Genomic DNA, 18,778 nt, shown 5'->3' with positions numbered 1-18,778 from the left:
ATATTTCCGGACGCAATGTCGCGCATGACGCCGGGCTTGATGCCACGCTTGAGCCGGGCAGCGCCCGCGAGTGGGCGCCCCCCACTGGCGTTCTGCAGCCGTTCCAGCTATGTTCTACGCACACCATTCGCGGCGTTGGCAACATGGACAGCAGGTTCCATCGAAATCAAAGCGGAGCCGAGCGAAGCTTGCGTTCATCGCTCGGACTGGCTCGTCCGGCCGGGCGCCAGGAGGACATACCCGCCACCGTCCACGCAATCGCAGTCGCGCTGGACGAGTGTCGTGTGCGACATATCGATAGCGCCGCGTTGCTGGAAGGCACGGGGCTCGGTGCGGATGAAGTTGCGTCGCCCACCATTCACGTGAACCGTAGTCAGGAGCAGCGCTGTTTCAGGAATCTGCTGCGGTGCAGCGGGGTGCCGTCGATCGGCCTGGCGATCGGCAACCGGCTCCACGTATCGACCCTTGGACTGGCCGGCTATGCGATGCTGATCAGCGGCTCCGTCACGCAGGCGCTCAAGTGCATGAGCCAGTTTCCGTTGTTCATGGGCCTCTACTTCGACGTCCGTGTCCATGCGCACGCGGACGGGATGAGTGTGTCGATCGGACGGTACAACGGCGAACCTGATCTCGAGGTTTTTCAGACCGATATGTGTCTGTCCAGCCTTCGCTTGATCGTGTCCGATCTCGTCGGCAAACCGGTCTGGCCTTCGCACGTGCATCTCGTCCATCGCGCGCCTCGTGATGGCGCCGAGTACGCGAGTCACTTCGGCTGCACGGTGAATTTCGATGCGAGCGAGAATCGTCTTGTGTTCACGACGGTGAACGGGGCCGAGATGCCGCGCCTGGCGAACGAGGTCAGCTTCAATGCGCTGCACTGCCAGTGCGAAGCGCTCGAGCGACAGTGGGCTGCGTCGATCGGGACGCGGTTCGCCGATCGGGCGAAGGAGTTGATGGGTCGCGACCTGTCGCGTTTCAAGTCGATGACTTCACTTGCGAACGCGCTGCACATGACGGAGCGCACGCTTCGCAGGCGGCTCGACAAGGACGGCATGACGTTTCAGTCGTTGCTCGACGAAGTTCGCCATGAAGAGGCAACCCGACTTCTGAGCGACGACATGCTGACGGTTGCTGCGATCGCAGAACGCCTCGGCTACAGCGAACCGCGCAGTTTCCGCCATGCATACCGACGCTGGACGGGACAACCGCCGCGCGTAAAAGTGAACACGAACTAATGATTCGGTGTCCTGCGCGCATACGCAAACGTCACACAAAGCCGATCGATCGAATGCGCGACGGGCTTCAGATCCTCGACCTTGCGGATCTTCGCCCAGCCCGAGATAGCGCCTCTCCGTGGCGGCGTTCCAGCGCTGCACGCCGTAGCGCGAACCATCCTCCTTCACGGGCGGACGGCGCGGCCGATGCGGCATCGGCGAGTCCACTCAATTGCCTGGCGGCTGGACGGACGATTTTGCGTTGTGCTACTCTACCGACCCCTGCATGGCAGGCCTGTTGCCCATGCCCGCCTGCCCGACGTTCAGGCAGGCGACCGGGCAAGCAGTTGAATGTAAGAGGAATTTCGGGTCGATCGCGGACTGTCCCGTCGCCCGCTCCACTTTTCGGCTGCACCGCAGCCTGCGCGTCAGCCGCCTCGTCGAAGGCGGCTTTTTTGTACCGCGTGCCGGTCCGGCCGGCGCGCCATCCGCGCCACGGGCCCTCGCCCGCAACCGAGCCTTTCTCTGTCACCGATGATGCACGACGATCCGAACGAAGCCGGCCTGCCGCCGCACGACGACGCCCTTCCCGACGAAGCCGCCCCCGGCGCCGACGAAGTCAATCCGCTGCACCTGCGCCGCATTCGCAGCTTCGTCACCCGCGCCGGCCGCGTATCGACCGGCCAGCGCCGCGCGCTCGACGAGCTCGGCCCGCGCTTCGTCGTCCCGTATACGCCGGAAGCCCCCGACTGGAACGCGGTCTTCGGCCGCGCGGCGCCGCGCATTCTCGAAATCGGCTTCGGGATGGGCGCGTCGACCGCGGAAATCGCCGCGATGCGCCCGAACGACGACTTCCTCGGCGTCGAAGTGCACGAGCCGGGCGTCGGCGCGCTGCTCAAGCTGATCGGCGAACAGGGTCTGACGAACATTCGCATCATCCAGCACGACGCGGTCGAAGTGCTCGAACACATGCTCGCGCCGGAAAGCCTCGATGGCGTGCACATCTTCTTCCCCGATCCGTGGCACAAGGCGCGGCATCACAAGCGCCGGCTGATCCAGCCGCTGCTCGTCGCGCAGCTCGCGTCGCGCCTGAAGCCGGGCGCGTACCTGCATTGCGCGACCGACTGGCAGAACTACGCGGAGCAGATGCTCGAAGTGCTCGGCGCCGATCCGTCGCTCGAGAACACGGCCGACGGCTACGCGCCGCGTCCCGACTACCGCCCTGTGACGAAATTCGAACGGCGCGGGCTGCGGCTCGGCCACGGCGTCTGGGATCTGGTGTTCCGCAAGCGCGCGAGCTGATCGCGACAGGGCCGGATCCGAGCGAGCGCATGGCGCGTTCGCCCCGCCCGTCGTTACGCCCAGTTCAGCCAGCCGCTGTAGCCGACGAGCAGCACGAACAGCCCGAACGCGATCCGGTACCACGCGAACACCGTGAAATCGTGCGACGCGACGTAGCGCAGCAGCCAGCGCACGCAGACGAACGCGCTGACGAACGCCGACGCGAGCCCCAGCGCGAACAGGCCGAGCGAGTCGACCGTGAACGCGTGCCAGTCCTTGACGGTTTCGTAGAGCGTCGCGCCGAAGATGATCGGGATCGCGAGGAAGAACGAGAATTCGGTCGCGACGCGCCGGTCGAGACCGAACAGCATCCCGCCGATGATCGTCGAGCCGGAGCGCGACATGCCGGGAACCAGTGCGAAGCACTGCGCGAGGCCGACTTTCAGCGCATCGAGCGGCGTCAGCGCATCGACCGACTGCACGCGCGGCGTCTCGCCGCGCTCGCGCTGCCGCGCCTCGGCCAGCAGGATGATCACGCCGCCGACGACGAGCGCGAACGCGACCGGCACCGGCGAGAACAGCACGGCCTTGATCTTTTTCTCGAACAGCAGGCCGAGCGCGACGGCGGGGATCGTCGCGATCACGACGTTGAGCGTGAAGCGCCGCGCGTCGGGCCGGCCCGGCAGCCCGGTGACGACGGACGCGATCCGGCGGCGATACTCCCAGCACACCGCGAGGATCGCGCCGAACTGGATCACGACGTCGAAAGTCTTCGCCTGCGCGTCGTTGTAGTTCAGGAAGCTGCCCGCGACGATCAGGTGGCCGGTGCTCGACACCGGCAGGAACTCCGTCAGCCCCTCGACAATGCCGAGGATCAATGCCTTGCAGATCAGTATCCAGTCCATCCGTGGCCCAGTTTCGAAGTGGTCGAAGAAATGGGCCGCATTGCCGCCGCGGCCCGCCCGGCCGCGCGCGGCGCGACGTCACTTTTCGACGATCGCCACGCGTATGCCGTTTGTAAGGATGGTGATTGTACCGGGTTCGTAGTTCACGCCGGCGAATTGCAGCTGTTCCGGCTTGAATGTGTAGATCGGATAGTTGGTCAGCAATTGGGTCGCGATCATGCCGGCGGCTGCGCCGATCTGCTCCGTGTACACTTGCGCGTCGCCGTCGAGGGTCAGGTTGTCGACGGCCGGCGCCTTGATCACGACCGAGCGGCTCGGCGCATCGTAGGCGAGCTGGCCGGAGACGGTGAACTTGCCGTTGACCGGCGCGCGCAGGAACGGGCTCGCGAAATGCGCGTCGAGTTGCACCGCGATGCGGTTCTGGTCCGGTAACAGGCCGACGACCGGATTGGCGAGCGACACGTCGACGACCTGCGCGACGGTCTTCTGGTACGGAAACTTGCGCGCGACGGCCTTCTGCACGTCACCGCGCGAGAACGTGTAGTGATCGGGAATGAACGGGAACGTCGACGCGCATGCGGCGAGCGACACCGACACGCCGAGGACGGCGGTGCAGGCGACGAGGAAGCGGCGCCGGCTGGGCGCGCGACTGGCGGTCATGCTGAAATCTCCTTTGTCGGTAGGAGTCACATTCCGGTTCCATGCCCGGACGAATCGCTCACGACGGCTGCGTCGCGGTTTCGAGCCGCGTGAGCCACGCGAGCGCGTCGGCGCGCGACGCGCCGCACATCTCCGCCGACGGCTGCAGCCCCGAGCAGCACGCGGGCCGCTCCGGCAGGCCGAAGATCCGGCAGCGCAGATCGTCGCCGAGCTGCACGCAGCGCACGCCGGCCGGCTTGCCGCCGGGCATCCCCGGAATCGGGCTGGAGATCGACGGCGCGATGCAACACGCGCCGCATCCCTCGCGGCACGCATGCGGCGGCGGGGCCCCGGCAGCCACCGGGCGGACAGGCATTTCGACGGACACTCGGCTCTCTCGAACGGAACAACGGAACAACGGAAAAACGGAAACGACACGGCGCCCTCTTCCACGTCCGGCGGCCGCACCCGGCATTGTGCCATCCCCGGCTGCGACGTTATTACACAATGCAGGCCAATCGCGCGTTTATATACTCGAATGCATCTAAAAAGCGCGAGACTGCGATGAGCTCTGCCGACACTTTGTTCCGTCCCGATTTGCTTGCGAAGTACGGCGCGAACGGGCCACGCTACACGTCGTACCCGACGGCGCTGCAGTTCCGCGACGATTTCGATCCCGCAGACTACGCGCGCGCGGCCGGCGACCCGGGCGCGTCGTCGAGCGAACTGTCGCTCTACGTCCACATCCCGTTCTGCAACACGGCCTGCTTCTACTGCGGGTGCAACAAGATCGCGACCGGCAACCGCCGCCGCGCGCGCCCGTATCTCGATCAGCTCAAGCGCGAGATGGCGCTGCAGGCCATGTTGTTCGACCCCGCGCGCCCCGTCACGCAGCTGCACTGGGGTGGCGGCACGCCGACCTTCCTGTCCGACGACGAGACGGCCGAGCTGATGGCGGCGACCCGCGAGCATTTCACGCTCGCACCGGACACCGATGCCGAGTTCTCGATCGAGATCGACCCGCGCACAGTCACGCCGGCGACGCTCGTCCACCTGCGCACGATCGGCTTCAACCGGCTGAGCCTCGGCGTGCAGGACTTCGATCCGGCCGTCCAGCAGGCAATCAACCGGATCCAGCCGCTCGCGATGACGGCCGACCTGCTGAGCGCCGCGCGCACGACGGGCTACCAGTCGGTGAGCGTCGACCTGATCTACGGGCTGCCGCACCAGACGGTCGCGAGCTTCGGCCGCACGCTCGAGACGATCATCGAGCTCGCGCCGGACCGGCTGTCGGTGTTCGGCTACGCGCACATGCCGCACCTGTTCAAGATGCAGCGGCAGATCGACGATGCAACGCTGCCGCCGCCCGCGACGCGCGTCGCGCTGCTGGGGCTCGCGATCGAGATGCTGACGTCGGCCGGTTACGTGTATATCGGCATGGACCACTTCGCGCGGCCGGGCGACGAACTGGTGGCAGCCCAGCAAAACGGCACGCTGCAGCGCAATTTCCAGGGCTACAGCACGCGCGCGGACACCGACCTGATCGGTATCGGCGTGTCGTCGATCGGCAAGGTCGGCGACGTCTACGCGCAGAACGCGAAGGATCTGCCGGCGTACGGCGCAGCGCTCGACGCGGGCCGGCTGCCGATCGCGCGCGGCGTGCGGCTCACGGCCGACGACCGGCTGCGCCGCGAAGTGATCACGCAGCTGATGTGCAACCTCGAACTGCCGTTCTCGCACGTCGAGGCCGCGCACGGGATCAGCTTCGCCGACCATTTCGCGCGCGAGCTGGACGCGCTGCGTGCGTTCGAGCGTGACGGGCTGCTGACGATCGCCGGCGACCGCCTGACGATCCACCCGGCCGGCCGGATGGTCGTGCGCAACATCGCGATGGCGTTCGACGCGTATCTCGCCCACACGCCGCAGCAGCGCTACTCGCGCACGGTCTGAGCGGGGCGCCGGCCGCGCACGCGCGGCCGGTTGTTGATAAAGTGTGGGCCTCACCTCAAGTCCGCTGCAGAACCCGCACCATGCGCACCACCAAGGCGACCCACGCGGTCGAACGCCTGAAAACCCGCTCCGGCAACCCGCACTTCGCGGCGGTCGCGATGCCGGGCGGCCTGTTCTATCTCGTCGATCGCTCGGGCGGCGCCGCCGACAAGCGCTGCGAGCCGCTGCCGCTCGACGAATTCGTGAAGTTCGTCGACGACCTTGGCCCCAAAAAGCCGCGCAAGGCCAGCAAGCTCGACCTCGCGTTCGAGGAACAGATCAAGAACAGCAAGCGATAAGCGCCATTGCAGGGCTTCTGAAGGCTGGCCTGACGCCCGGTTTGGTACAATTGACAAGTTTCTCTATCCCCGCTGATAGCCGACCAGGCTGCATGACACCATGAATATCGAACAAGCGCGTTTCAACATGATCGAACAGCAGATCCGTCCGTGGGACGTCCTGGATCTGGAAGTTCTGGGCCTGCTGTCGATCGTCAAGCGTGAGAATTTCGTCCCGGCCGCGTACCGCGACCTCGCATTCGCGGACCTCGAACTGCCGCTGCCGGGTGGCCACAAGATGCTGTTCCCGCGCGTCGAGGCACGCGTGCTGCAGGAACTCGCGGTGAAGAAGCACGAGAACGTGCTGCTGATCGGCGCGGGCTCGGGCTACCTGGCCGCGCTGTTCGCGGCGCGCGCGCAACACGTGACGGCGGTCGAGATCGATCCGACGATCGCGAAGTTCGCGGAAGTGAACCTGCACAACAACGGCGTGACGAACGCCGAAGTCGCGCTCGGCGACGGTTCGCGCGGCTGGCCGGCGAAGGCGCCGTACGATGTGATCTGCGTGGCCGGCGGCCTGCCCGTCGTGCCGCAGGAAATGCTCGAGCAGCTGAAGATCGGCGGCCGCCTGTCGGCATTCGTCGGCGGTCGTCCGGTGATGAAGGCGCAGATCATCACGCGCATCGACGACAAGCAGTACCGCGTCGCCGACGTGTTCGAAACCTACGTCGACCACCTCGTCAACGCGATCGAGCCGTCGCGCTTCAAGTTCTGAGCCCCCGCCGATCATGCAGATCCTGACGCCCGCGATGCTCGCGGAAAGATTGGCCGACAAGACCCGCCCCGCGCCCGTCGTGCTCGACGTGCGCGAACCGTGGGAAATCGCGACCGCGCAGATCGCGGGCAGCGTGTCGATCCCGATGCAGCAGATTCCCGCGCGCAGCGAGGAACTGGACGACGAAGCCGAGATCGTCTGCGTATGCCATCACGGAATGCGCAGCGCACAGGTCGCGATGTTCCTCGAATCGCGCGGCTTCACGAAGCTCTACAACCTGCAGGGCGGCATCGACGCGTGGTCGCGCGATGTCGATCCGTCGGTGCCGCGCTACTGACCGCACGCACCGCAGCCGGCCGGCCGCGCTTCACCAGCCGCACCTCACCGGCCGCACCTGGCCAGCCGCACCTGGCCGGCCGCACCTGATCTCCGCCACGGGCGCACGATGCGCGCCCGCTCCCTCTTCCCGCGTTACTCCGTTTCCTTCAGCGCCTCGGCGACGATCGCGAACAGCTCGGCAATCTGCGCCTCCTCGACGATCAGCGGCGGCGAGAACGCCAGGATGTCGCCCGTATAGCGCACCATCGCGCCCTTCTGGTAACACTTGACGAACACGTCGTACGCGCGCGCACCGGGCTTGCCGTCGCGCGGCTTGAGCTCGACGCCGCCGACGAGGCCGAGATTGCGCACGTCGATCACGTGGCGCGCATCCTTCAGCTTGTGGATCTCGCGCTCGAACACGGGTGCCATCCGCGCGGCGCGCTCGAACAGCTTTTCGCGCTCGTACAGGTCGATCGTCGCGCATGCGGCTGCGGCCGCGAGCGGATGCCCGGAATACGTATAGCCATGGAACAGCTCGATGCCGGCCGGCGCGCCGCCCACGATCGTGTCGTGGATCGCGTCGCTCGCCGCGACCGCGCCCATCGGCACCGCCGCGTTGTTGGTGCCCTTCGCCATCGTCAGCAGGTCGGGCGTCACCTTGAAGAACTGCGCGGCGAACGGTGCGCCGAGCCGGCCCCAGCCGGTGATCACCTCGTCGAAGATCAGCAGGATGCCGTGCTTGTCGCACAGCTCGCGCAGCCGCTCGAGATAACCCTTCGGCGGGATCAGCACGCCGGTCGAGCCGGCGACCGGCTCGACGATCACCGCCGCGATCGTCGACGCGTCGTGCAGCGTGACAAGGCGCTCGAGCTCGTCGGCGAGATGCGCGCCCCACGCGGGCTGCCCTTTCGAGAACGCGGCTTCGTTGATGTTCAGCGTATGCGGCAGGTGGTCGACCGACGGCAGCAGCGCGCCCGAATACGCCTTGCGGTTCGGCGCGATCCCGCCGACCGAGATGCCGCCGAAGCCGACCCCGTGATAGCCGCGTTCGCGACCGATGAAACGCGTGCGCTGCCCTTCGCCGCGCGCACGGTGATACGCGAGCGCGATCTTCAGCGCGGTATCGACCGCTTCCGAACCTGAGTTCGTGAAGAAGATGTGCTTGAGGTCGCCCGGCGTATGGCGCGCGATCCGCGTGGCCGCTTCGAACGCTTTCGGATGCCCCATCTGGAACGTCGGCGCGAAATCCATCTCCTCCGCCTGCGCCTTCACCGCCGCGACGATCTCGTCGCGGCCGTGCCCCGCGTTCACGCACCAGAGCCCCGCGGTGCCGTCGAGAATGCGCCGCCCGTCGTGCGACGTGTAGTACATCCCCTTCGCGGACACGAGCAGCCGTGGCGCGTCCTTGAACTGGCGGTTGGCGGTAAACGGCATCCAGAATGCGGACAGGTCGGGGGTGTTCGATGACTGCTGACTCATGGTGGCTCCTCGGATTGAACGATCGGCGCAGCAACGCGGCGCCGGCACTGTGCGACGCAAGTCGAAACCCGAGTGTAAGCACCGAAACGGTGAAGCACAACCGTGCACCGGCCGTGCACCCGCCGTGCACCATTTGCGCCCGCGATACTGCACCGCAACGGGCCATCCATGCCACGCGACGCGTCGCACGCGGCGCGCCGCCGCCCGCGCAGGCACGTCCACCGTGCACGCATGCGACTGGCACATGCCTTGCGTAATACCGATGGTAGACGCCGCAGCGGCGCACGCACATCCAACACGTGAAGGGGAACCCGATGAAACGTCGCAGTCTGTTGAAGTTCGGATCGATGGCCGGCGCGCTCACGCTGGCAGGCAAGAGCCCGTTCGCGCACGCCGCCGATGCGGGCACGGGCCCGATCAAGGTCGGCATCCTGCATTCGCTGTCCGGCACGATGGCGATCTCGGAGACGTCGCTGAAGGACACCGCACTGATGACGATCGCCGACATCAACAAGAGCGGCGGCGTGCTGGGCCGCAAGATCGAGCCGGTCGTCGTCGATCCCGCGTCGAACTGGCCGCTCTTTGCCGAAAAGGCGCGCCAGCTGCTCACGCAGGACAAGGTCGCGTGCGTGTTCGGCTGCTGGACGTCGGTGTCGCGCAAGTCGGTGCTGCCGGTGTTCGAGGAATTGAACGGCCTCCTGTACTACCCCGTGCAGTACGAAGGCGAGGAGATGTCGCGCAACGTGTTCTACACGGGTGCCGCGCCGAACCAGCAGGCGATCCCGGCCGTCGAGTACCTGATGGGCGCCGAGGGCGGCGGCGCGAAACGCTTCTTCCTGCTCGGCACCGACTACGTGTACCCGCGCACGACGAACAAGATCCTGCGCGCGTTCCTGAAATCGAAGGGCGTGAAGGATGCCGACATTCAGGAGGTCTACACGCCGTTCGGCCATAGCGACTACCAGACCATCGTCGCCAACATCAAGAACTTCTCGCAGGGCGGCAAGACAACCGTGATCTCGACGATCAACGGCGATTCGAACGTGCCGTTCTACAAGGAACTCGGTAACCAGGGCATCAAGGCCACCGACGTGCCCGTCGTCGCGTTCTCGGTCGGCGAGGAGGAACTGCGCGGGATCGACACGAAGCCGCTCGTCGGGCATCTGGCCGCGTGGAACTACTTCATGTCGGTGAAGAACCCGTCGAACACGAAGTTCAAGGACCAGTTCGCCGCGTGGGTGAAGGCGAACAACCTGCCCGGCGGCGCGAAGCGCGTGACCAACGACCCGATGGAAGCGACCTTCGTCGGCATCCACATGTGGAAGCAGGCGGTCGAGAAGGCGAAGAGCACCGACGTCGACAAGGTGCGCGTCGCGATGATCGGCCAGGCCGTCACCGCGCCGTCCGGCTTCACGCTGACGATGGACGGCAATCATCACCTGCACAAGCCGGTGATGATCGGCGAGATCCGCGGCGACGGGCAGTTCAACGTCGTGTGGAAGACGAAGACCGCGATCCGCGCACAGCCGTGGAGCCCGTTCATCGCAGGCAACCAGGGCAAGCCGGACATCGTCAGCTCGATTCCGGCGTTCCTGCGCCGGCAGCGCGCGGCGCTGGCCTGATGCGAATCGGAGCACCGCGCACATGCGTGCGGTGCTCCGGTTGCGGCAAGCTCGTCGCCGTCCTCGCTCCGCACTGATGCCGCGATCGGCCAGCTTCGCGTGTCGCCGCCCGAGCCCTCTTCTCCACGCCCGCCAGGACATCCCGATGCCGACTCTCCCCCGCCGCGCCGCCGTCGCGCTCATCGTGTGCGCCGCCCTTGCGGGCATCGCGCCGCGCGCCGCGCTCGCGGTGACGGCCGCCGACACCGCCGCGCTCGCCGGCGACGACTTCGATGCGAAGACGGCCGCGATCGAACGGCTCGCCGCCGATCCCGATCCGCATGCCGTCGCGCTGCTCGACGCGCTGTCGGCCGGCGACGCCCTCGCGACCGACGACGGCCGCATCCTGATCCAGACCGGCGACACCGCGCATGACGCGCTGACGCAGGCCGCCTCGCAGCCTGGCAACGCGCAGCCGGTGATGCTGAACAACCTGCTGCGCACGAAGATCGCCGGCGCGCTGTCCGGTCTCGCGCTCGCGTCGCCGGACCTCGCGGCACGACGTGACGCGATCGACGCGCTGCTGAAGTCGCCCGATCCCGCGCTGAAGCCGATGATCGAGCGCGCCCGCGCGAAGGAGACGGACCCGGCGCTCAAGCGCCGCCTCGACGCGCTGTGGGCGATCGCCGCGCTGCACGACGCCGATCCGGCGAAGCGCCTCGAAGCGGTGCAGGTGGTCGCCGCGCGCCACGACCTCGACATGATCGAGCAGTTGCGTCCGCTCGTCGCAACGAACGCCGACGGCAGCTACGCGGAACCCGACGCGCGCGTGCGCGACGCCGCACAGCAAGGGCTCGACGTGCTGCACACGCTGCAGCGCCGCGGCGAGATCGCGGGCACGCTGTTCGCGGGCCTGTCGCTCGGCAGCGTGCTGCTGCTCGCCGCGCTCGGCCTCGCGATCACGTACGGGCTGATCGGCGTGATCAACATGGCGCACGGCGAATTCCTGATGATCGGCGCGTATGCGACCTACGTCGTACAGACGCTCGTGCAGCGTTTCGCGCCGGCAGCGTTCGACTGGTATCCGCTCGTCGCGGTGCCCGCGTCGTTCGCGGCGGCGGCGCTCGTCGGCATCGTGCTCGAACGGCTCGTGCTGCGGCATCTGTACGGCCGTCCGCTCGAGACGCTGCTCGCGACGTTCGGCGTCAGCCTGATCCTGATCCAGGCGACGCGGATGGTGTTCGGCGCGCAGAACGTGCAGGTCGTGAACCCGTCGTGGATGAGCGGCGGCGTGACCGTGATGCAGAACCTGATCCTGCCGTACAACCGGCTCGTGATCCTCGCGTTCGCGCTCGCGGTGGTCGGCATCGCGTGGGCCGTGCTGACGAAGACGCGGCTCGGCCTGTTCGTGCGCGCAGTCACGCAGAACCGGCGGATGGCCGCGTGCGTCGGCGTGAAGACCGCGCGCGTCGACGCGTATGCGTTCGCATTCGGCGCGGGCATCGCGGGCCTCGGCGGCTGCGCGCTGTCGCAGATCGGCAACGTCGGCCCGGATCTCGGCCAGAACTACATCATCGATTCGTTCATGGCCGTCGTGCTCGGCGGCGTCGGGCAGATCGCCGGCACCGTGCTCGGCGGCTTCGGGCTCGGCCTCGTCAGCAAGGCGATCGAGCCGTTCTGGGGCGCCGTGCTCGCGAAGATCGCGGTGCTCGTGATGATCGTGCTGTTCATCCAGAAACGTCCGCAGGGCATGTTCGCCCTGAAGGGACGCAGCGCGGAGGCATGACGTGAAACGACCACCCATGCTCGCTTTGCTCGCGGCCTCCCGACGGGGCGGTCAGCCTCCTTGCGGCAGCCCCGAGGCGGCTGGCATGAAACAACCCGCACGCACCGGAGCACCGGCATGACTTCCGTCACGAATTCCCTGTCGAGCCCCGTCGCCGCGGCGCCGGCGCCCACCACCCCGCGCTCGACCGACGGCTTTGCGCTCGGCCTGCCGCCGCGCCCTGCGCTGCTGTCGCGCCGCGCGTGGCTCGCGCTCGTCGCGCTCTCCATCGCGATCGGCGTCGGCGTGCCGCTCGCCGCGCTCGTCGCGCCCGAGTCGAGCGCGTTCCACCTGTCCGCGTATGCGATCACGCTCGCCGGCAAGCTGATGTGCTACGCGATCGCCGCGCTCGCGCTCGATCTCGTGTGGGGCTACTGCGGGATCCTGAGTCTCGGCCACGGCCTGTTCTTCGCACTCGGCGGCTATGCGATCGGCATGTACCTGATGCGCGAGATCGGCCGCGACGGCAAGTATGGCAGCGACCTGCCCGACTTCATGGTGTTTCTCGACTGGCACCAGTTGCCGTGGTACTGGAGCGGCACGCAGCATCTCGCGGTTGCGCTCGCGCTCGTCGTGCTCGTGCCCGCCGCGCTCGCGTGGGTGTTCGGCTTCTTCACATTCCGCTCGCGCGTGAAAGGCGTGTACCTGTCGATCATCACGCAGGCCATGACGTTCGCCGCGATGCTGCTGTTCTATCGCAATGAAACCGGCTTCGGCGGCAACAACGGCTTCACCGATTTCAAGCGCATCGCCGGTTTCCCGATCACGTCGCCCGGCACGCGCACGGTGCTGTTCCTGCTGACCTTCGCGACACTCGTGCTCGCGTTCGTCGCCGCGCGCGCGATCGTCACGAGCAAGCTCGGCCGCGTCGTCACCGCGGTGCGCGACGGCGAGACGCGGCTGATGTTTCTCGGCTACAGCCCGCTCGCGTACAAGCTGTTCGTGTGGACCGTGTCGGCCGTGCTGTGCGGCGTCGCCGGCGCGCTGTACGTGCCGCAGGTCGGCATCATCAACCCCGGCGAGATGTCGCCCGGCAACTCGATCGAGATGGCGATCTGGGTCGCCGTCGGCGGACGCGGCACGCTGATCGGGCCGATCGTCGGCGCGTTCGCGGTGAACGGCGCAAAGAGCTTTTTCACCGCGTATTTCGCCGAATACTGGCTGTTCTTCCTCGGCCTGATCTTCGTGCTCGTGCCGCTGCTGCTGCCGCGCGGGATCATGGGCCTCGTCGAAGCCGCGATCGCGAAGGGGAAACGCGCATGAACGGAACCGCCCTTTACCAGTTTGCGCCGCCCAGCGAGAACGAACTGCTCGCGGTCAGCGGCACCGCCGCGATGGGACGCGTCGTCACGCCGGGCGCGATCGACACGTCGCACGGCACGATCCTCTATCTTGAGGATATCGAAGTGAGCTTCGACGGCTTCCGCGCGCTGAACAGGCTGTCGCTCGCAATCGACGCGGGCGAGCTGCGCTGCGTGATCGGCCCGAACGGCGCGGGCAAGACGACGATGATGGACGTGATCACCGGCAAGACGCGCCCTGACGCGGGCAAGGTGTTTCTTGGCCAGACACTCGACCTGTCGCGAATGAGCGAACCTGAAATCGCGCGCGCAGGGATCGGCCGCAAGTTCCAGAAGCCGACCGTGTTCGAGCAGCACCCGGTATGGGAAAACCTCGAGCTCGCAATGCAGACCGACAAAGGCTGGCTCGCGTCGCTGCGCGCACGGCTCGACAAGGCCGCGCAGACGAAGATCGAGGAGACGCTCGCGCTGATCGGCCTCGAAGCGCACGCGTTCCGCACGGCCGGCGAACTGTCGCACGGGCAGAAGCAACGGCTCGAGATCGGCATGCTGCTGATGCAGCGCCCCGCGCTGCTGCTGCTCGACGAGCCCGCTGCCGGCATGACCGATCACGAGACGATGGAGCTCGCGGAACTGCTGAACACGCTGCGTGGCACCTGCTCGATGATGGTCGTCGAGCACGACATGGAATTCGTCGCGGCGCTTGCGGGTGATGCGGGGCGCGTGACGGTGATGGCCGAAGGCGCGGTGCTCGCGCAAGGCACGCTCGACCAGGTCAAGCGCGACGACGCGGTGATCGAGTCTTATCTCGGACGATGATGCGATGCTGACAATCGACTCGCTGAACCAGTATTACGGCGGCAGCCATATCCTGCGCAACGTGACGCTTGCCGCCGACGACGGCAAGCTCACGGTGCTGCTCGGCCGCAACGGCGTCGGCAAGACGACGCTGCTGCGCTGCCTGATGGGCGTCGTCGCCGCGAAGAGCGGCACGGTGTCGTGGCGCGGCAGGACGCTCGGCGCGCTGCCGCCGTATGCGCGTGTCGCGGCCGGGCTCGCGTACGTGCCGCAGGGCCGCGACATCTTTCCGCGCCTGACCGTCGAGGAAAACCTGCTCGTCGGCGCGGCGAGCCGCAAGGCCCCGTCGAAGGTGCCGGACCGCATCTACGACCTGTTTCCGGTGCTGAAGGACATGCGCGCGCGGCGCGGCGGCGACCTGTCGGGCGGCCAGCAGCAGCAGCTCGCGATCGGCCGCGCGCTGATGAGCGAGCCGCAACTGCTGATCCTCGACGAGCCGACCGAAGGAATCCAGCCGTCGATCATCCAGGACATCGGCCGTACGCTGCGGCAGCTCGTCGACGAATCGAAGATGACGGTGCTGCTCGTCGAACAGTATTACGATTTCGCGCGGTCGATCGCCGATCGCTACTGGGTGATGAGCCGCGGCGAGATCGTCGCGGGCGGCGAGGCGCGGGATATGGAGGCCAACGGCGTGCGGGAGCTGATCGCGGTGTAGCAGGTCGTTTTCACTCGGCACCCCGGTTTCAACAAACGTTGAAACCGCCGCTTTCACTGAAATTCCGTTTTGCGCCGGGCGCGCTCGTTCGCTGCGCATTCCTGTAGCATTACCGCGCACCCGTCCTTCGCTTCAATGATGTCCGCCCCCGATTCCCACATATCGCTGTCCCGCCCCGCCGTCGCCAAGTCGTGGCGCGCCCGCCTCGAACTCGGCTTCGAACGGCATGGCGCGCGCACGACGCTCGTCCACCGGCTGCACGACGGCCCGCTGCGCGTGCAGCGGCCGCTGTACCCGGAAGGCGACGCGATCTGCCACGCGGTGATCGTCCATCCGCCGGGTGGCGTCGCGGGCGGCGACCGGCTCGATATCGACATTGCGCTCGGCGCGGGCACGCATGCGGTGCTGACGACGCCCGGCGCGACCAAGTGGTACAAGTCGAACGGCCTCGACGCAACGCAGCGCATCGCAATCACGCTCGGCGACCATGCGAAGCTCGACTGGCTGCCGCAGAACAACCTGTTCTTCGACGCCGCACATGCATCACTCGACTTCACGCTGACGCTCGGCACGGGCGCGAGCGCGCTCGGCTGGGACGCGACCCAGCTCGGCCGGCAAGCGGCCGGCGAAGCGTGGTCGGCCGGCCGCATCGCATCGACGTCGGCGCTCGTCGACGCCGACGGCCGGCCACTGTGGACCGAACGCGCGCTGCTCGCGGCCGATGACACGCTACGCAGCGCGCCGCAGGTGCTCGCGGGCTTTCCGGTCTACGGCACGCTGTGGGCGGCCGGCGCCGCGTGCGATACTGCGCTCGCCGAGTCGCTCGCCGCTCGCATGCCGTTCGACGACACGCTGCGCGCGGGCGCAACCTGCGTGACGCCTGGCGTCGTGCTCGTGCGCGCGCTCGCCGCGTCGATGGAGGTGCTGCAGCGGCATTTCGTCGACTGCTGGCTGCACCTGCGCCCGATCGTGCACGGCGTCGCCGCGCAGCCGCTGCGGCTCTGGCAGACCTGATCCCGCCCGCCTTGCGCGTTGCGCAACGCAGCCGGAACGCCCCATTTCGGCGCAGCGCTGCACCGGGCGCGGCGCGCCGCCCATGCAGCGCGCACCACGAACGCGCATCCGGCACCGCTCCGCATGCATGGCACGCAGTTTGCTGCTTACATATTCGATACACACTGCGTGTCAGACGATGCGGTGCTACGATGAATTGCCCTTCGGCACGGCTGCAGTGCACCGAGAAAAAATTACGTTTTCCTGAACGCTCGCCTTCATGAAACTGACTCCCCGCGAAAAAGACAAGCTGCTGATCTTCACGGCAGCGCTGCTGGCCGAGCGCCGCCGTGCGCGCGGCCTCAAGCTCAACTATCCGGAAGCGGTCGCATTCATCACCGCCGCGCTGATGGAAGCCGCGCGCGACGGCAGGACCGTCGCCGAGGTGATGCACTACGGCACGACGCTGCTCACGCGCGACGACGTGATGGAAGGCGTGCCGGAGATGATTCCCGACATCCAGGTCGAGGCGACCTTCCCCGACGGCACGAAGCTCGTCACCGTCCATCACCCGATTCCATGAGGCCCTGCGCATGATCCCCGGCGAAATCCTCACCGACGACGGCGAGCACGAACTGAACGCGGGCCGCGCGACGCTCACGCTGAGCGTCGCGAACACCGGCGACCGCCCGGTGCAGGTCGGCTCGCACTATCACTTCTTCGAAGTCAACGACGCGCTGTCGTTCGACCGCGCAGCCGCGCGCGGCTTCCGGCTCAACATCGCGGCCGGCACGGCCGTGCGCTTCGAGCCCGGCCAGACGCGCACCGTCGAACTCGTCGCGCTCGCGGGCGAACGCGCCGTCTATGGTTTTCAGGGCAAGGTGATGGGGCCGCTCTGAGCGCGGGCCCCGCTCTTCAGGTCTTCAGGAACTGCACGAAATGACACTACGCTTGAGCCGCCGCGCGTATGCGGAGATGTTCGGGCCGACGACGGGCGACCGCATCCGTCTCGCCGATACCGAGCTGCTGATCGAGATCGAACGCGACTTTACGATCTACGGCGAGGAAGTGAAATTCGGCGGCGGGAAGGTGATCCGCGACGGGATGGGCCAGTCGCAGCGCGTCGCCGCCGACGTGCCCGACACGGTGATCACGAATGCGGTGATCCTCGATCACTGGGGCATCGTGAAGGCCGACATCGCGATCAAGCACGGCCGCATCGCCGCGATCGGCAAGGCCGGCAATCCGGACATCCAGCCAGGCGTGACGATCCCGATTGGCGCTGCGACCGAAGTGATCGCCGGCGAGGGCTTGATCGTGACCGCGGGCGGCATCGACACGCACATCCACTTCATCAGCCCGCAGCAGATCGACGAGGCGCTCGCGTCGGGCGTCACGACGATGCTCGGCGGCGGCACGGGGCCGGCCACCGGCACCAACGCGACGACCTGCACGCCGGGCCCGTGGCACATGGAGCGGATGCTGCAGGCCGCCGACGGCTGGCCGATCAACCTCGGCTTTCTCGGCAAGGGCAACGCGAGCCTGCCGCAACCGCTCGTCGAGCAGATCGCGGCCGGCGCGATCGGCCTCAAGCTGCACGAAGACTGGGGCACGACACCCGCCGCGATCGACAACTGTCTTTCCGTCGCCGACGACACCGACACGCAGGTCGCGATCCACACCGACACGCTGAACGAAGCCGGCTTCGTCGAATCGACGGTGGCCGCGTTCAAGGGCCGCACGATCCATACCTACCACACCGAGGGCGCGGGCGGCGGCCATGCGCCCGACATCCTGAAGGTGTGCGGCGAGGCGAACGTGCTGCCGTCGTCAACCAACCCGACGCGCCCGTACACGATCAACACGCTCGACGAGCATCTCGACATGCTGATGGTGTGCCATCACCTCGATCCGTCGATCGCCGAGGATCTCGCATTCGCCGAATCGCGCATTCGCCGCGAGACGATCGCGGCCGAGGATATCCTGCACGACCTCGGCGCGCTGTCGATGCTGTCGTCCGATTCGCAGGCGATGGGCCGCGTCGGCGAGGTGATCATCCGCACCTGGCAGACCGCGCACAAGATGAAGGTGCAACGCGGCGCGCTGCCCGGGGACAACACCCGCCACGACAACTTCCGCGCGAAGCGCTATGTCGCAAAGTACACGATCAACCCGGCGCTCACGCACGGCATCGCGCACGAGGTCGGCTCGATCGAGCCCGGCAAGTGGGCGGACCTCGTGCTGTGGGAGCCCGCGTTCTTCGGCATCAAGCCGACGATGATCCTGAAGGGCGGGATGATCGCGATCGCGCAGATGGGCGACCCGAACGCGTCGATCCCGACGCCGCAGCCCGTCCACTATCGCGAGATGTTCGCGACGCGTGGCGGCGCGCTCGCGCGCACGTCGCTGACGTTCGTGTCGCAGATGGCGGCCGACGCGGGCATCGCCGAGCGCTACGGGCTCGCGAAGCGCATCGTGCCGGTGCGCAACTGCCGCAACGTGACGAAGGCCGACATGATCCACAACGCGTGGCGGCCCGCGATCAGCGTCGACCCGGAAACCTACGACGTGATCGCCAACGGCCAGCTGCTCACCTGCGAGCCGGCCACCGTGCTGCCGATGGCGCAGCGCTATTTCCTGTTCTGATTTCCTGCTCCCCGG

The 18,778-nt window shown here is 67.3% G+C and carries 19 protein-coding genes; 15 read left to right on the top strand and 4 right to left on the bottom strand.

Annotated features, from left to right (window positions below):
* Nucleotides 1-143 precede the first annotated feature (143 nt).
* Both DID96_RS16100 and trmB read left to right on the top strand, forming a co-directional pair.
* Complete coding sequence (locus DID96_RS16100) at nucleotides 144-1,235, top strand: AraC family transcriptional regulator (RefSeq protein ID WP_124600283.1); 1,092 nt, start codon at nucleotides 144-146, stop codon at nucleotides 1,233-1,235.
* Between the two features lie 513 nt (nucleotides 1,236-1,748).
* Nucleotides 1,749-2,516: a tRNA (guanosine(46)-N7)-methyltransferase TrmB gene (trmB, locus tag DID96_RS16095; protein ID WP_124600282.1), complete on the top strand. Its 768-nt coding sequence runs from the start codon at nucleotides 1,749-1,751 to the stop codon at nucleotides 2,514-2,516.
* A gap of 53 nt (nucleotides 2,517-2,569) precedes the next feature.
* Here the strand turns inward: trmB and DID96_RS16090 are convergent, their stop codons facing one another.
* The 3 genes from DID96_RS16090 to DID96_RS16080 form a co-directional block, all read right to left on the bottom strand.
* Nucleotides 2,570-3,400 (bottom strand): undecaprenyl-diphosphate phosphatase, encoded by an 831-nt coding sequence (locus DID96_RS16090; protein ID WP_124600281.1) that lies wholly within the window; start codon nucleotides 3,398-3,400, stop codon nucleotides 2,570-2,572.
* A gap of 78 nt (nucleotides 3,401-3,478) precedes the next feature.
* Nucleotides 3,479-4,060 (bottom strand): DUF1439 domain-containing protein, encoded by a 582-nt coding sequence (locus DID96_RS16085; protein ID WP_124600280.1) that lies wholly within the window; start codon nucleotides 4,058-4,060, stop codon nucleotides 3,479-3,481.
* 58 nt (nucleotides 4,061-4,118) lie between these two features.
* Nucleotides 4,119-4,415, bottom strand: coding sequence for a YkgJ family cysteine cluster protein (locus DID96_RS16080; RefSeq protein WP_124600303.1), 297 nt, complete (start codon nucleotides 4,413-4,415; stop codon nucleotides 4,119-4,121).
* A 188-nt stretch (nucleotides 4,416-4,603) separates the two neighbouring features.
* Between DID96_RS16080 and hemN the strand changes: the two genes are divergently transcribed.
* The 4 genes from hemN (at nucleotide 4,604) to DID96_RS16060 (ending at nucleotide 7,418) form a co-directional block, all read left to right on the top strand.
* Nucleotides 4,604-5,989: an oxygen-independent coproporphyrinogen III oxidase gene (hemN, locus tag DID96_RS16075; RefSeq protein ID WP_124600279.1), complete on the top strand. Its 1,386-nt coding sequence runs from the start codon at nucleotides 4,604-4,606 to the stop codon at nucleotides 5,987-5,989.
* Between the two features lie 80 nt (nucleotides 5,990-6,069).
* On the top strand, nucleotides 6,070-6,327 hold the full coding sequence (locus tag DID96_RS16070; RefSeq protein ID WP_124600278.1) for a hypothetical protein: 258 nt from the start codon (nucleotides 6,070-6,072) through the stop codon (nucleotides 6,325-6,327).
* Nucleotides 6,328-6,427: 100 nt separating this feature from the next.
* On the top strand, nucleotides 6,428-7,081 hold the full coding sequence (locus DID96_RS16065) for a protein-L-isoaspartate O-methyltransferase (protein ID WP_124600277.1): 654 nt from the start codon (nucleotides 6,428-6,430) through the stop codon (nucleotides 7,079-7,081).
* A gap of 13 nt (nucleotides 7,082-7,094) precedes the next feature.
* Entirely contained in the window at nucleotides 7,095-7,418 is a 324-nt protein-coding gene (locus DID96_RS16060) for a rhodanese-like domain-containing protein (RefSeq protein ID WP_124600276.1), read from the top strand.
* A gap of 134 nt (nucleotides 7,419-7,552) precedes the next feature.
* On the opposite strand, the gene DID96_RS16055 is transcribed toward DID96_RS16060, so the two are convergent.
* Complete coding sequence (locus tag DID96_RS16055) at nucleotides 7,553-8,881, bottom strand: aspartate aminotransferase family protein (RefSeq protein WP_124600275.1); 1,329 nt, start codon at nucleotides 8,879-8,881, stop codon at nucleotides 7,553-7,555.
* Nucleotides 8,882-9,195: 314 nt separating this feature from the next.
* Here DID96_RS16055 and urtA point away from each other — a divergent pair, with 314 nt between their 5' ends.
* The 9 genes from urtA to ureC all read left to right on the top strand — a co-directional run bounded on the left by urtA (nucleotide 9,196) and on the right by ureC (nucleotide 18,763).
* The gene (gene urtA / locus DID96_RS16050) at nucleotides 9,196-10,503 is read left to right on the top strand and encodes an urea ABC transporter substrate-binding protein (protein WP_124600274.1); all 1,308 of its coding nucleotides are present in this window, start codon (nucleotides 9,196-9,198) and stop codon (nucleotides 10,501-10,503) included.
* Between the two features lie 145 nt (nucleotides 10,504-10,648).
* Nucleotides 10,649-12,268 (top strand): urea ABC transporter permease subunit UrtB, encoded by a 1,620-nt coding sequence (gene urtB, locus DID96_RS16045; protein ID WP_124600273.1) that lies wholly within the window; start codon nucleotides 10,649-10,651, stop codon nucleotides 12,266-12,268.
* Nucleotides 12,269-12,385: 117 nt separating this feature from the next.
* Nucleotides 12,386-13,570: an urea ABC transporter permease subunit UrtC gene (gene urtC, locus DID96_RS16040; protein ID WP_124600272.1), complete on the top strand. Its 1,185-nt coding sequence runs from the start codon at nucleotides 12,386-12,388 to the stop codon at nucleotides 13,568-13,570.
* The gene (urtD, locus tag DID96_RS16035; RefSeq protein WP_124600271.1) at nucleotides 13,567-14,427 is read left to right on the top strand and encodes an urea ABC transporter ATP-binding protein UrtD; all 861 of its coding nucleotides are present in this window, start codon (nucleotides 13,567-13,569) and stop codon (nucleotides 14,425-14,427) included. Before urtC ends, urtD begins: the two co-directional genes overlap by 4 nt.
* 4 nt (nucleotides 14,428-14,431) lie before the next feature.
* Nucleotides 14,432-15,124, top strand: a complete 693-nt coding sequence (gene urtE, locus DID96_RS16030) for an urea ABC transporter ATP-binding subunit UrtE (protein ID WP_124600270.1) — start codon at nucleotides 14,432-14,434, stop codon at nucleotides 15,122-15,124.
* A 138-nt stretch (nucleotides 15,125-15,262) separates the two neighbouring features.
* Complete coding sequence (locus DID96_RS16025) at nucleotides 15,263-16,138, top strand: urease accessory protein UreD (protein WP_124600269.1); 876 nt, start codon at nucleotides 15,263-15,265, stop codon at nucleotides 16,136-16,138.
* A 259-nt stretch (nucleotides 16,139-16,397) separates the two neighbouring features.
* Nucleotides 16,398-16,700 (top strand): urease subunit gamma, encoded by a 303-nt coding sequence (ureA, locus tag DID96_RS16020; RefSeq protein WP_010091605.1) that lies wholly within the window; start codon nucleotides 16,398-16,400, stop codon nucleotides 16,698-16,700.
* A 10-nt stretch (nucleotides 16,701-16,710) separates the two neighbouring features.
* A complete protein-coding gene (locus tag DID96_RS16015; protein ID WP_124600268.1) occupies nucleotides 16,711-17,016 on the top strand; it encodes an urease subunit beta in 306 nt (101 codons plus the stop codon).
* 40 nt (nucleotides 17,017-17,056) lie between these two features.
* Nucleotides 17,057-18,763, top strand: a complete 1,707-nt coding sequence (gene ureC / locus DID96_RS16010) for an urease subunit alpha (protein ID WP_124600267.1) — start codon at nucleotides 17,057-17,059, stop codon at nucleotides 18,761-18,763.
* The last annotated feature ends 15 nt before the right edge of the window (nucleotides 18,764-18,778 follow it).

This window comes from Burkholderia sp. Bp8963 (assembly GCF_003854275.1).
Classification (GTDB): Bacteria; Pseudomonadota; Gammaproteobacteria; order Burkholderiales; family Burkholderiaceae; genus Burkholderia.
Note: the sequence above shows the minus strand (reverse complement) of the source record. Positions and strands in the feature narration are given on the sequence as shown.

Excerpts from the sequence above, each read along its gene's own strand:
- DID96_RS16070 (WP_124600278.1), top strand. The coding sequence starts at position 6,070 with ATGCGCACCACCAAGGCGACCCACGCGGTCGAACGCCTGAAAACCCGC.
- DID96_RS16060 (WP_124600276.1), top strand. The coding sequence starts at position 7,095 with ATGCAGATCCTGACGCCCGCGATGCTCGCGGAAAGATTGGCCGACAAG.
- ureA (WP_010091605.1), top strand. The coding sequence starts at position 16,398 with ATGAAACTGACTCCCCGCGAAAAAGACAAGCTGCTGATCTTCACGGCA.
- hemN (WP_124600279.1), top strand. The coding sequence starts at position 4,604 with ATGAGCTCTGCCGACACTTTGTTCCGTCCCGATTTGCTTGCGAAGTAC.
- DID96_RS16055 (WP_124600275.1), bottom strand. The coding sequence starts at position 8,881 with ATGAGTCAGCAGTCATCGAACACCCCCGACCTGTCCGCATTCTGGATG.
- DID96_RS16085 (WP_124600280.1), bottom strand. The coding sequence starts at position 4,060 with ATGACCGCCAGTCGCGCGCCCAGCCGGCGCCGCTTCCTCGTCGCCTGC.
- DID96_RS16025 (WP_124600269.1), top strand. The coding sequence starts at position 15,263 with ATGTCCGCCCCCGATTCCCACATATCGCTGTCCCGCCCCGCCGTCGCC.
- DID96_RS16015 (WP_124600268.1), top strand. The coding sequence starts at position 16,711 with ATGATCCCCGGCGAAATCCTCACCGACGACGGCGAGCACGAACTGAAC.
- trmB (WP_124600282.1), top strand. The coding sequence starts at position 1,749 with ATGATGCACGACGATCCGAACGAAGCCGGCCTGCCGCCGCACGACGAC.
- ureC (WP_124600267.1), top strand. The coding sequence starts at position 17,057 with ATGACACTACGCTTGAGCCGCCGCGCGTATGCGGAGATGTTCGGGCCG.
- DID96_RS16090 (WP_124600281.1), bottom strand. The coding sequence starts at position 3,400 with ATGGACTGGATACTGATCTGCAAGGCATTGATCCTCGGCATTGTCGAG.
- DID96_RS16080 (WP_124600303.1), bottom strand. The coding sequence starts at position 4,415 with ATGCCTGTCCGCCCGGTGGCTGCCGGGGCCCCGCCGCCGCATGCGTGC.
- DID96_RS16065 (WP_124600277.1), top strand. The coding sequence starts at position 6,428 with ATGAATATCGAACAAGCGCGTTTCAACATGATCGAACAGCAGATCCGT.
- urtC (WP_124600272.1), top strand. The coding sequence starts at position 12,386 with ATGACTTCCGTCACGAATTCCCTGTCGAGCCCCGTCGCCGCGGCGCCG.
- urtA (WP_124600274.1), top strand. The coding sequence starts at position 9,196 with ATGAAACGTCGCAGTCTGTTGAAGTTCGGATCGATGGCCGGCGCGCTC.
- urtD (WP_124600271.1), top strand. The coding sequence starts at position 13,567 with ATGAACGGAACCGCCCTTTACCAGTTTGCGCCGCCCAGCGAGAACGAA.
- DID96_RS16100 (WP_124600283.1), top strand. The coding sequence starts at position 144 with ATGGACAGCAGGTTCCATCGAAATCAAAGCGGAGCCGAGCGAAGCTTG.
- urtB (WP_124600273.1), top strand. The coding sequence starts at position 10,649 with ATGCCGACTCTCCCCCGCCGCGCCGCCGTCGCGCTCATCGTGTGCGCC.
- urtE (WP_124600270.1), top strand. The coding sequence starts at position 14,432 with ATGCTGACAATCGACTCGCTGAACCAGTATTACGGCGGCAGCCATATC.